This window comes from Shewanella sp. SM69 (genome assembly GCF_025653985.1).
GTDB lineage: Bacteria > Pseudomonadota > Gammaproteobacteria > Enterobacterales > Shewanellaceae > Shewanella > Shewanella oncorhynchi.
The window spans coordinates 452,820-465,275 of record NZ_JAKKRV010000001.1 but is presented as its reverse complement, the minus strand read 5'-3'; the positions used below and the strand labels follow the sequence as shown (position 1 = coordinate 465,275).

The following is a 12,456-nucleotide window of genomic DNA, read 5'->3' as shown; positions in this document are numbered from 1 at the left end:
GAATGGTTAATCATCAACGCCAATCATTACGCTGCTGGCTTTGATGAGGGCATAAGCCGAATCACCCACTTTGAGCCCTAGGCGCTCACAGGAAGCTTTAGTCACCACAGAGGTCAGTACGACACCGGGTGCAAGTTCTATTGTCACTTCATTGTTTACAGCGCCCATTTCTATGGATTTGATTGTACCGCTGAGGGTGTTTCTTGCGCTAATTTTCATTGATTTTCCTTATTGAGGGATTATTAGGGGTCAACTGCAGCTAGTGTAGCGCATCTTAATCTGGGAGTTATAAATAAAAACGCCACTAAAAAGTGGCGTTTAACGTTTGTGATAAGCAGTGATTCGCTATCGAGTCGATTAGAGTTCGATAACGTCAAACTCAACGTATGGGTTAACGTCGGCATCGTAATCAATACCTTCGATACCAAAACCAAATAACTTAATAAATTCAGCTTTGTATTCACGGTAATCAGTCAATTCTGATAAGTTTTCTGTGGTCACTTGTGGCCACAAATTACGGCAGTGTTGCTGAATATCTTCACGCAGTTCCCAGTCATCTAAACGTAAGCGATTATCACTGTCGGTCTCAGGTTTTGCACCATCGGCACGGAATAGGCGCTCACTGAATAAGCGATAGATTTGCTCCATACAACCTTCATGGAGACCTTCCTGACGCATTTTCTTAAATACCATAGCGATATATAAAGGCATGACAGGAATGGCCGAACTCGCTTGAGTCACAACGCTCTTTAGCACTGCAACATTTGCGCTGCCGCCAGTGGCTGACAGTTGTTTATTTAACGCTTTTGCTGCGCGGTCCAGATCCATCTTGGCCTTGCCAAGGGCGCCGTGCCAGTAAATTGGCCACGTCAATTCAGTACCGATATAGCTATAGGCTACAGTTTTGCAGTTATCGGCTAATACACCGGCTTCAGATAAGGCTTTGATCCACAGTTCCCAATCTTCGCCGCCCATAACAGTGACAGTATCAGCAATTTCTTGCTCAGTTGCTGGCTCAACGGTGGCTTCAATGATGCAGTCTTTATTGGTATCAACGGCAGTCGCTGTGTAAGTTTCGCCAATGGGTTTTAAAGCTGATCGGATAAGCTCACCTGAATCTGGGAGTTTGCGCACTGGTGATGCCAGTGAGTAAACAACCATGTCAATTTCACCAAGATCTTGCTTGATAAGCTCGATGACTTTTTGTTTAGCTTCATGGCTAAAGGCATCGCCGTTAATGCTTTTAGAATATAAACCTTCCGCTTTAGCAAATTTGTCGAAAGCGGCAGAGTTGTACCAACCTGCAGTACCTGGTTTCGCTTCAGTACCTGGCTTTTCGAAGAACACGCCAATCGTTGCGGCATCGCTACCAAAAGCGGCTGCGATACGTGAAGACAGACCATAACCACTTGATGAACCTACAACTAATACCTTTTTCGGGCCGTTAGCGATCTTGCCTTTTGCTTTAGTTAAGGTGATTTGTTCTTGAACGTTTACTTCACAACCGACAGGGTGTGTAGTGGTACAAATGAATCCACGAATTTTTGGTTTGATAATCATGTTTAAGCTTCTTCTATCAAAATGACCAATAGGATAAATATTTCGGCGGGTAAATGGCACCTATTTTTAGCCAATTCACCTGATTATTTAAGTGGTTGGAGCAGTTTAGCGTTTATGAACAAACAGACTCTGCTCTTGGACCAACCTCTGGGTGTATTCATGTTTTGGTGAGTTAAATATTTGTTCTGTATAAGCTTTTTCAACCATTACACCTTTGTGCAGTACCATAATTTTATCGCTGACATGGCGAATAATATTGAGATTATGGGACACGAAGATATAAGACAAGCCGAGATCTTTTTGCAGTTTTAACAGCAAATTAAGAATTTGCGAACGCACCGAAAGGTCCAGAGCGGTTAAGGCTTCATCGGCAATGATAATTTTAGGATTGAGCATTAAGGCTCGTGCTACTGCGACTCGTTGTTTTTGCCCTTCGGAAATCATGTGCGGATAAAACTCCGCATGCTCAGGTAATAAACCTACTTTTCGTAAGGTATCGACCACTTGGGTGTGCCGCGATTGCGCTGACATTTGGGTGTTGAAACGCAGCGGCTCATCGAGTAATTGACCAATCGTTAGGCGCGGGTTCAGTGAAGTATTCGGATCTTGGAAAATCATCCGAATTAAGCGGCATCTTTGCTTCACATTGCGGCTGTCTAAGGCTTCACCTTCGAAAAATATCTCACCACCGCTGCGGGGCTCTGCACCGACTAAAATGCGGGCGAGGGTACTTTTACCTGAACCCGCCTCACCCACTATCGCTAAGGTTTCACCGCGTTCGAGTTCAAAGGATACGGGCGCTAATGCATCGTTATATTGGCGGGAAAAGCCCTTATAACCAGTATCATATCTTTTATAAAGGTCATTAACTTTAAGCAGTGGGGTCGTCATTATGGGTTTCGCCATGATAAGGGAAATGACAGGCAAAATAGCGGTCTTTGATATGACTCAAATTTGGCTGATTAACGCATTTTTTTTGTGCTTCAGGGCAGCGTGGCCCTAAACGACAACCAATAGGCAAATGCTGTAAGGCGGGCGCAGAACCCGGTAGGGTAGGCATAATCGCCTTGTGACCACCTGAGCCTGAATAGTCGGGCATATTTTCGAGTAACGCCTTAGTGTAAGGATGATAAGGCTGCTTAATCACTTCGTCCGTCGGCCCAGATTCCATGACTTGACCGCAATAGAGCACGGATAAGTGATCGCACCATTGGGCTAAGGTTTCCAGCTCGTGGCTGATCAATAGAATCGATACGTTTTGTAATTGATTTAATTGGGATAATAATCTGAAAATTTGCGCCTGAGTGCTGAGCTCCATCGAGCTTGTGGGTTCGTCTGCAATCAAGAGGCGAGGCTGGTTAGCAACCGCCATCGCAATCATCACCTTTTGGCATTCGCCTTCGGATAATTCCCATGCGTAGCTAGACATCACCTGCCGCGGATTCTTGATCCCGACTTTATGCAGCCATTTCTGTGCTGTAAGTCTTGCATGCCTGCGCCGTTGCCAAAAATAGGCGTTGGGATTTTTAGGCATAGCTTGCATTAACTGACTGCCAACGGTTTGTGCTGGATCTAAGCTGCCAGACGGATCTTGGAAGATCATTGCCATGTCTGAACCCATCAGGTTACGGCGCTCTTTTGAGCTCATGGCCATCAAGTTATTGCCATCCCACATCATGCGGTCTGCTGTGATAGTCCAGTTAGGGCCGGGGATGCCTAAAATTGCTCTGGCTAACAAACTTCGTCCTGAGCCAGATTCACCCACTAGCCCATGAATTTCGCCCGCATTGAGTGTTAAGCTGACTTTTTCTAGCGCCCGCACTCTACCGTGGGGCGTATCGAGTTCAATCGTTAGATTTCGTACGTCGAGTAAGGGCATAAGTTAGTTTCTGATGGGCGCAAGCGCCGACCGTAGGCCATCGCCAACCAAGTTAATGGAAAGCACACTGAAAAGAATCGCTAAGCCTGGGATAGTTACGGCCCAAGGTGCAGTTAGTAAATTATCCATCCCTTGGGCGACCATTGCGCCCCATTCTGGACTCGGCGCCTGTGCGCCCAAGCTTAAAAAACCCAGGGCAGCGATATCTAAAATAGCAGCTGAAATGGCAAGTGTGGTTTGAATAATCACCACTTCCCACACGTTTGGCATAATGACATACCAAAAAATTTGCATCGAGTTAGCGCCGTCTAAACGCGCAGCTGTGACATATTCTTTTTGTAATTCTTCATGCACTGACTGGTGTATGGAGCGCACAAATTGTGGGGTTAAGGCAATCCCGACCGCCCAGAACACGTTTTCAAGCCCTGGTCCCATTACAGCGACCACTAAAATGGCCATCAATAATGAGGGAATTGATAACAGCGCGTCGAGTAAGTGCCCGAGAATACTGGATTTTAAGCCCCGCATCATGCCGGACAGTGACCCTATGATAAAGCCTGTGAATAATGCGGTAACGACGATCAGCAGCGCCATGCCAAAGGTCAAGTGCGCGCCGTGTAATAATCGGCTGAAAATATCGCGGCCGAGATCGTCAGTCCCTAAAAAGTGCGCCACTGTCCCTGAAGGGTCCCACGAGGGGGGCAACAGCAAGGCTCTTGGATCTTGTGCCTCTGGTGGGAAGGGCGCAATCATAGGGCCAAACAGGGTTAGCAAGAGCAGAAATGCAATCGTCCATAGACCCGCTAAGGCGAAAGGATTAGCCGAAAAGTTAATCCAAACCCGCATAGTCGGAGAGGCAATTTGATCTTCTTGATAAATTTTAACTGGTGGCATAAAGGTCTTTTCTGCTCAGTGGATTAAAGGCTGTGTGCAGCACTTCAATCAAGATACTTAGGAAGATAATCAATAGGGCCACGGCCAAAATCCCACCTTGGATAACAGTATAGTCCCGTTGGTAAATCCCTGAAACTAGCCAAGATCCTACACCAGGCCAAGAGAAAATCATTTCAACCACTATGGCATAACTGGCAAATGAGCCAAGCATTAGCCCTAAATGTTTAAGTACGGGGATCAGCGCATTGGGCAGGGCGTGGCGCAGTATAATCGTGCCAGTATGCATGCCTCTGGCTTCGGCGGCGCGGATAAAGGTTTGATTCATCACATTCACCATTGCCGAACGGGTGCTACGAACCACTACAGTAAAAGGTAACACGGCCAGTGTTGTGGCTGGCAAAATGATATGCAGCAGGGCATCTTTAAATGCCGACATGCCGTATTCTGACTCTGACAACAAGGTATCCACTAGCATAAAGCCAGTGACGGGCTTGATTTCATAGAGCAAATTGATTTGTCCCGAAATTGGTAACCAACCAAGATCGACGCCAAACCAAAGCGAAAGATACAGACCTAACCAGAATACGGGTACAGAGTAGCCCGTTAGGGTAATCGCCATAATGGTATTTTGGGTGAGCTTATGTTGACTCTGGGAGGCGAGCACGCCTAAGGGCACGCCCAAGCAAATTGCGATAATGCCCGCCATCACCGCAAGTTCGAAGGAGGCGGGTAGGACGGCACTGAGTTCTTCGGCGACTTCTTGATGTGACGTGACTGAAATCCCTAAATTACCGCTAAGCCTTTGTTGTAGGTAAGCGATAAATTGCCACGCTTGGTTTTTATCTAATTTGTAGTCTTGTTCTATTTGAACCAGTTGGCTTGCCGTCGGTGTATGTATGCCAGTGAGTGCATAGGTGCGCTCAACCGGAAACAAGCCTGTAGCGTAAAATAATACACCAATCATCACTAAAGAGGTGGCGAGGAACAGATTGAGGCGACGCAGTAGGTATGTAAACATTAATTCGCCTCCTGTGGTGCTTGGCTAGTATGGGTGAAGGAAATCCCACCAAAAGGCGTAAGCTGCATATCCTTGATATCACTGCGAGTTAACGCCACACGTTTGGCATGGGCCAGACTCAGCATAGGTACTTGTTCAGCTAAAAAGGCTTCTGCTTGCTGATAAATCACTTTACGTTCCGCTTGATCTGATACTTCCCTTGCGCTGTTTAAGATGGCATCAAACTCTGGGTTACACCAGCGAGAACGATTGTTGTTCGATTGCATTGCTGCGCAGCTCAACAGCGGATTAAAAAAGTTATCGGGATCGCTGTTATCGGCATTCCAGCCAATCAGCACAGAATCATAGTCGTCGCGGCTCAGTCTCTGACTAAATACGCTCCAATCGTAACTGACGATATTCACTTTTACGCCGATGTTTGCTAGATCGGATTGAATTAATTCGGCCGTTTTCAACGAATTGGGGTTATAAGCGCGGGCAACCGGTATGGCCCAAATGTCAATGCTGAGATTTTTTATACCGGCTTCTTTTAATAGGTCACGTGCTTTTTGCGGATTGTAATCGACAAGTCCTTTGTTATTTTCGTAGGCCCATGATGCTGGCGGCAGAACGCCCGTGGCTTCAATGGCAGTATTTTGATAAACCGCTCGCAGGATATTTTGTTTATCAACAGCATAGGCCAGTGCACGACGTACGCGAACATCATCTAATGGTGGCTTTTGCGTATTAAAGGCCCAAAATGCCACGTTAAGACCTGGTTGTGATTCGATGTTTAATTCTTGATGCTGTTTGATAACAGGCAGTTCACCTGCTTTGGGCAGCGCAGAAACGCTGCAATCCCCCGCGATAAGCTTAGCGAGCCTAACTGTACTTTTGGGCGTGATATCAAATACCAGCATATCGATTTTTGCTGGCTCTCCCCAAAAATCGGGATTACGGCGATAGCGGATATATTCGTTTTTAGCGTATTGCACTAAGGTGAACGGTCCTGTACCAATGGCAAAGTGGTCGACGTTTTCAGGATGACCTAAAGCTAACTGCTGCTGCGCGTATTCGTTGGATAAGATCACCGCAAAGTCGGTGGCTAAATTCGACAGAAAAGAAGCGTCTTTGCGGGTTAAGTAAAAGACCACTTCATGATCGTTTATCTTCTCTATCCCTTTAACTTGCTGAGAAAAGCCAATACTTTGGAAGAAGGGATAACCCGTGCGGGAGACAAAATGATAAGGATGCTGGGTATCGATAATACGATTAAAGGAGAACAACACATCGTCGGCATTAAAGGGGCGAGTTGGGTAAAAACGCTTTGAATGCTGGAACTGCACGTTTTCCCTGAGAGTGAAGCGATAGCTTAAACCATCATCAGACATGGCCCAACTCGTCGCCAAGGCAGGGACAAGCTTGCCTGACTGGGTGTCATAATCCACTAGGCGACTATAAATTTGATGTGAGGTGGCATCGATTGTCGTGCCAGATGTCACCAATTGTGGATTAAAAGACTCAGGGTTCCCTTCGGAGCAATACACCAAACCAGAAGGGAGTCGTTGGGGGCCACACGCGACCAACAACCAACTCATGCAAGAAACTGCAGTTGTTAGGCACAGGCGTCTAATTAGCACACTCATTTATAAATCATTATTTTATCGACTATGAACGGCTATTTTAGCAGTGCATCTCCCCCGTGGGCAATCTGCTTATGCTTTATCAAGTAAATTGTACTTTTTAAGGATGCCACGCAGTTGGTGGTAGCTTAATCCGAGCATGTCGGCGGTTTTCTTTTGGTTATATTGGCTGTTTGAGAGTGCCTGCTGGATCAGATCCATTTCGTACTTCTCAGTTTGCTCTTTAAAATCCAGCGGAAAATTAAAGCAATTCGTTGAATACTCAGTATTGACTTGTACTTCAGCCTCAAGTATCGGCGCAGATTGTGACGTACTGGCAACAGTTGTTGGCGCAACTGAGGTGATTTGACGCTCGCGGGTCTTGATCCGAGTTTTAGGCCGATACGGTGAAGCAAAGGGATCGAGGGTGATATGATCGATGGGTCTATTTTCACCACCATTACGGTAAACGCTGCGCTCGACCACGTTTTTAAGTTCACGGATATTACCCGGCCAGTCGTGGGTCATTAATTGCTCGACCGCATGGGCGCTGAAACCGCTGAACAGCTGCAGCTTTAATTGGCGCGCCATGCCAACGGCGAAATATTCCGCCAGCGTCATGACGTCTTCTGGGCGGCAACGCAGCGGTGGTAGAGTAATTACATCGAAGGCGAGTCTATCGAGCAAGTCGGCACGAAATTCGCCTGCGTCAGCAAGTGATGGTAAATCTTCGTTGGCAGCGCAGATTAAACGGACATCGGCCTGCACGGTTTTACTGCCGCCGACCCGTTCAAATTCGCCGTATTCAATAACACGTAGTAGCTTTTCTTGGATAAGTCCTGAAGTGTTGGCTAATTCGTCGAGGAATAAGGTGCCGCCGTCGGCGCGCTCAAAGCGGCCTTCGTGTTTGCCTTTGGCGCCAGTAAAGGCTCCTGACTCATGGCCAAATAATTCACTCTCGAGTAAATTTTCACTCAAAGATGAACAGTTTAGCTTAATAAAACTTTGATCCCAGCGCTTAGACAGATAATGTAAGCGTTCGGCAATAAGCTCTTTACCTGTACCACGTTCACCTATAATCAGTACGGGTTTAGACAGAGGCGCTATTTGCGACACATGTTCTAACACCTCGAGTAGGGCGTTGGATTGACCGATGAGGTTGTCTTGCTGAAATTTATTATCCACGATATTTTTTAGTCTTTCGCGCTAAAATTTGGTGAAAATGATAATAAGTGGCTTGAAGCGTAAAAGGAAGTAAAAGTTAATATTTTGTTTAAGATGCTGTATTTAAATAAAAAATAAAAGTTGGCACGGTTAGTGTATTACCTTGTACGAGACCAACATCAATTTGAGGATAGGATTATGGGAATTTTCTCTCGTTTCGCCGATATCATTAACTCTAATATCAGCGCATTGCTGGATAAAGCCGAAGACCCAGAAAAAATGGTTCGACTGATTATCCAAGAAATGGAAGACACACTCGTTGAAGTGCGTTCTACCTCAGCTAAAGTGTTAGCTGAAAAGAAAGAGCTGCAACGTCGTATCAACCGCGTGTTAGAGCAAGTGCAAGATTGGCAAGATAAGGCTGAACTGGCACTGTCCAAAGACCGTGAAGACTTAGCGAAAGCCGCTTTAGTTGAAAAACAAAAAGCGACCGGTTTAGCAGATACGCTGAATCAAGAGTTAGCCGTCATCGATGAACATATCGCACGCTTGAAAGATGAAGTGGGCATGTTGCAAGAAAAGCTGCTCGATGCAAAAGCGCGTCAAAAGACCATTATTTTGCGCACTCAAACCGCGTCATCACGCTTAGAAGTGAAAAAGCAGCTAGATTCAAGCAAGATCGACAATGCTATGCTCAAGTTTGAGCAATATGAGCGCCGTGTCGAAGGCTTAGAAGCCCAAGTTGAATCTTACGATCTTGGCAGCAAGAAGACCTTAGCCGATGAGTTTGCGGCGCTAGAAGCGGAAGATTCTGTGAATGCAGAACTGGCAGCGCTCAAAGCCAAGGTAAAAGGTAAAGCGCCAATTAAGTCAAAAGAATAACAATTCAGAGGTGAGTTATGGATATGGACGTGCTAATGGCGCCGATTATTATTTTCATGGTGATAGTCGCGCCAATATGGTTAGTTCTTCATTATCGCAGTAAGCGACAAGTGAGCCAGGGACTCACTGAGGAAGAGTTTTCACAACTCAATGATTTGATATCCAAGGCCGATAAAATGGCGGCGCGTATTGAGACCTTAGAGGCCATTCTGGATACAGAATCGCCCGAATGGAGGGGGAAACATGAGAGGATCTAATGGCCGTACTTTGTACCGCATTCCCCAGTCAGGCAAAATAGCGGGTGTATGTGCAGGGATTGCCGAGTACTTTGCGATTGAAACTTGGTTAGTGCGAGTGCTGACTGTGTCTATCTTCTTACTCGGCGGCTCAGGTGTGGTATTTATCATCTATGTCGCTTTGTGGGTGATTTTAGACATCAAACCGCAAAAGCATTACGATAGAGACGATATCGAGGTGAAGAAGAAGCCGTGGCAGTCGGGAGAACCCGCAAAGCAAGCGCTAAGCGACGTGAGTCGTCAATTTCGAAGTCTGGAAGTCAGGCTACAAAATTTAGAATGCCATGTCACCTCTGACAACTTTGATTTAAAAAGACAAATCAATAGTTTGTAACCCTTCTAAAGGGCGGCCATGTCCGCCCTTGTTGCTTAATCTCTGCTCCATTCCAGTGTATAGTCAACATCACTTGACATAAGTTAACATCATTCGACATAAGGGAAGTCTCTATGGGAATGCTTGATGCCTCGCTCCATAAATTAACCCAAAAGGGCCAATCCCTGTTACATCGCACCGCGGACCGGCATTTACGTTTGGCCGTGACTGGGCTTTCTGGTGCGGGAAAAACGGCGTTTATCACGGGGTTAGTCAATCAGTTACTCAATTCTGGACCTGTCTCAACGTTACCTCACGCACGTAACAACAGCGCTTTGCCACTGTGGCAGGTGAGCCGCGATCAGCGTTTACTCGGTGTTAAGCGTGCCATGCAGCCGGATCTTGAAATCGCCAGTTTTGATTATCAAGGCGCCATGTTAGCGCTCACTTCCGAACCTGCGACCTGGCCAGCCTCTACCCGTACTATTTCTGAGTTACGATTGGCGATTAAATACCAACCTAAGAAGGGCTTACTGGCCAAGTTTTCTGATACCGCCACCTTGTATTTAGACATAGTCGATTATCCTGGCGAATGGTTACTCGATTTACCTATGCTGCGCCAAGACTTTGTTACTTGGTGCCGTGCTCAACAAGTTCGCATCGAGAATCTTAAAAGCTCTCCCTTGTATGCCGAGTTTGAGCAATCTTTGATTTTATTGGATTTAGCCGCCAGCGCCGATGAGCAGCAATTAAAGCAGATTGCCGATCAATATCAGCTATTACTCAATGATTTAGTACACGTGCAAGGTTATTACCAAGCGCAACCTGGGCGCATGTTATTGCCGGGTGAATGGCAGGGGGCTCCCTTATTGGCTTTTTTCCCCCTGTTATTGGTTAATGATGAAAAGTTTGCTGAGCTTTCGCAAAGCGATAAACACAGTGGATTCCATGTACTTGAAAAACGTTATCAAGAATATGTGGCTAAAGTGGTTAAGCCTTTCTATAAAAACCACTTTGCCGGTTTTGATCGGCAGTTAGTACTTGTTGACTGTTTTAGTGCGTTGAATCGCGGTAAAAAGCAATTTGAGGATATGGGCGCGGCGCTCAATGCCATTATGGAAAGCTTTCAGTTTGGCCAATCGAGTTATTTACGACGTTTATTTGCCCCCCGCATCGACCGTTTGTTGTTTGCCGCGAGCAAGGTTGACCATGTGACTCGCGATCAGCAGAGCCATGTTTTGTCCCTGCTAACCGATATGTTGAAACACAGCCAGCATTTTGCCAGTTTCGATGGTTGTAAAGTGGAGACTATGGCGATTAGCGCCATTAAAGCGACTCGCCATGGCATGGTAACGACCCAAGAGGGCGAGGTGGAAGTCGTGCAGGGGATGGGACTCAACGGTAAAGCCCTGACCTTGTTTCCAGGCGAAGTGCCCACTCGCTTACCTGAGCCCGATTTTTGGCGTGAACAAGGGTTTAACTTTGTCGGCTTTGCACCGCCGAGCAATGCCAATATTGACCCATCTCAAGTGCACTTTGACCATATTCGTCTCGATCATTTGCTGCAGTACTTACTGGGAGATAAGTTGGAATGACGCTAAAGCTATCGGATAACGCTAACGAGCAGGCTTCTAATTCTTCTGCGAACTCATTTGCACACTCAGTTGAACATAAGCCGCTGAAAAAGCAGCAGCTGTTTGACCCAGAAGTCGTGGAGCTCAAACCCAGCAAAGAGGAGCTCAAAGGGGCGAAAGCCTTTGATCCGCATACGCCAGTGCAAGAAGTGGCTGCTGATATTGAGGAATTGATGGATGAAACGTTGTCATCCCATCCAAAAATGATCGATGCTAAATCGGTATCGCCTCAACTTGTAAAATCACGCCGTTGGTCTTGGCTCGCTCGTCTGGCAGTAGCGAGTTTATTGCTGCTTGTAGTCGTTCAAACAGGATTAGGACTGAGGGATGCTTGGCTTGAGAGCCCTTGGTTGTTCAGTTTTTATGGTGTGGTGCTTGGGGTTGTCAGTGCGTGGGCATTGGCGAGCGCAGTCAGTGAATACCGTAAGCTCAAGCGACTCAAACAGGTCGCCGATACTCAAGAAACAGGTGCAAGGCTAGCGCAGAGCATGCAAATGGGTGAAGCAGACAGCTTTATCGATAATATCGTTTGCCACTATGAAGACAGCCAAGGTTTGCAGCAACTTCGCAGCTCATTAAAAGATGAACATAATGATGCCGAGAAAGTCTTGTTATTCGAGGACTTAGTCCTAACGGAGCGAGATGAACTGGCCAAAAAAGTCGTGCGACGCTATGCGGCTGAGTCGGCAGTGTTACTGGCGGCGAGTCCGTTAGCTGTGCTCGATATGGCGATTATCCTCTGGCGTAATCAACGTATGCTGCGCGATGTCGCCCGCTGTTATGGCATTGAACTTGGTTACTGGAGCCGAATTAAACTTATCCGCAGCATTATTATTAATATCATCTACGCGGGCACCACTGAGTTAGTTACCGATTTAGGAACACAGCTGTTATCGGTTGAAATGACAGGTAAATTGTCTGCTCGCTTGGCCCAAGGTTTAGGCGGCGGTATGCTAACGGCGCGTCTTGGATATCAAGCCATGGCGCTGTGTCGGCCGATTGTGTTTAGAGAAGATCAAAGGCCTAAATTGTCTAAAGTGTATCAGGAATTGTTGATCGAACTGAAGCAGTTTTCAGGCAAGCTGTTTACCAAAGAAGGTCGCGACGCATTAAAAGGCCAGTTCGCCGATGTTGATGATAGGGTATCGCGGTCATCTAAAGATAAGTCTAAAGAGTAGATGCTATTGAATATCATATGATTAAACGATTCAAATA

Annotated in this window: 13 protein-coding genes; 5 read left to right on the top strand and 8 right to left on the bottom strand. The window is 46.4% G+C overall.

The genetic code is table 11. The annotated features are described in order from the left end of the window. Positions 1-6 precede the first annotated feature (6 nt). The 8 genes from L5M37_RS02205 to pspF all read right to left on the bottom strand — a co-directional run bounded on the left by L5M37_RS02205 (position 7) and on the right by pspF (position 8,137). Positions 7-219: a molybdopterin-binding protein gene (locus tag L5M37_RS02205; RefSeq protein ID WP_006085368.1), complete on the bottom strand. Its 213-nt coding sequence runs from the start codon at positions 217-219 to the stop codon at positions 7-9. A 138-nt stretch (positions 220-357) separates the two neighbouring features. Then, positions 358-1,560, bottom strand: coding sequence for an enoyl-ACP reductase FabV (gene fabV, locus L5M37_RS02200; RefSeq protein WP_263199217.1), 1,203 nt, complete (start codon positions 1,558-1,560; stop codon positions 358-360). A 105-nt stretch (positions 1,561-1,665) separates the two neighbouring features. Then, the gene (locus tag L5M37_RS02195; protein WP_263199216.1) at positions 1,666-2,451 is read right to left on the bottom strand and encodes an ATP-binding cassette domain-containing protein; all 786 of its coding nucleotides are present in this window, start codon (positions 2,449-2,451) and stop codon (positions 1,666-1,668) included. After that, positions 2,432-3,439 (bottom strand): oligopeptide/dipeptide ABC transporter ATP-binding protein, encoded by a 1,008-nt coding sequence (locus L5M37_RS02190; protein WP_113938851.1) that lies wholly within the window; start codon positions 3,437-3,439, stop codon positions 2,432-2,434. Before L5M37_RS02190 ends, L5M37_RS02195 begins: the two co-directional genes overlap by 20 nt. 3 nt (positions 3,440-3,442) lie before the next feature. Further along, a complete protein-coding gene (locus L5M37_RS02185) occupies positions 3,443-4,333 on the bottom strand; it encodes an ABC transporter permease subunit (protein WP_105252931.1) in 891 nt (296 codons plus the stop codon). Next, a complete protein-coding gene (locus tag L5M37_RS02180) occupies positions 4,320-5,351 on the bottom strand; it encodes an ABC transporter permease (RefSeq protein ID WP_113938850.1) in 1,032 nt (343 codons plus the stop codon). Before L5M37_RS02180 ends, L5M37_RS02185 begins: the two co-directional genes overlap by 14 nt. Continuing rightward, on the bottom strand, positions 5,351-6,976 hold the full coding sequence (locus tag L5M37_RS02175) for an ABC transporter substrate-binding protein (RefSeq protein ID WP_263199215.1): 1,626 nt from the start codon (positions 6,974-6,976) through the stop codon (positions 5,351-5,353). The genes L5M37_RS02180 and L5M37_RS02175 overlap by 1 nt, the downstream gene beginning before the upstream one ends. A gap of 69 nt (positions 6,977-7,045) precedes the next feature. Continuing rightward, positions 7,046-8,137: a phage shock protein operon transcriptional activator gene (gene pspF / locus L5M37_RS02170; protein WP_263199213.1), complete on the bottom strand. Its 1,092-nt coding sequence runs from the start codon at positions 8,135-8,137 to the stop codon at positions 7,046-7,048. A gap of 177 nt (positions 8,138-8,314) precedes the next feature. Here pspF and pspA point away from each other — a divergent pair, with 177 nt between their 5' ends. From pspA to L5M37_RS02145, 5 genes are all read left to right on the top strand, one after another. After that, on the top strand, positions 8,315-8,998 hold the full coding sequence (gene pspA, locus L5M37_RS02165) for a phage shock protein PspA (protein WP_028760458.1): 684 nt from the start codon (positions 8,315-8,317) through the stop codon (positions 8,996-8,998). A 17-nt stretch (positions 8,999-9,015) separates the two neighbouring features. After that, on the top strand, positions 9,016-9,255 hold the full coding sequence (pspB, locus tag L5M37_RS02160) for an envelope stress response membrane protein PspB (protein WP_006081138.1): 240 nt from the start codon (positions 9,016-9,018) through the stop codon (positions 9,253-9,255). Further along, a complete protein-coding gene (gene pspC, locus L5M37_RS02155) occupies positions 9,242-9,628 on the top strand; it encodes an envelope stress response membrane protein PspC (RefSeq protein WP_263199211.1) in 387 nt (128 codons plus the stop codon). Before pspB ends, pspC begins: the two co-directional genes overlap by 14 nt. Positions 9,629-9,741: 113 nt before the next feature. Then, on the top strand, positions 9,742-11,202 hold the full coding sequence (locus L5M37_RS02150; protein ID WP_263199209.1) for a YcjX family protein: 1,461 nt from the start codon (positions 9,742-9,744) through the stop codon (positions 11,200-11,202). Next, a complete protein-coding gene (locus tag L5M37_RS02145; protein ID WP_263199208.1) occupies positions 11,199-12,419 on the top strand; it encodes a YcjF family protein in 1,221 nt (406 codons plus the stop codon). Before L5M37_RS02150 ends, L5M37_RS02145 begins: the two co-directional genes overlap by 4 nt. Positions 12,420-12,456: the final 37 nt, after the last annotated feature.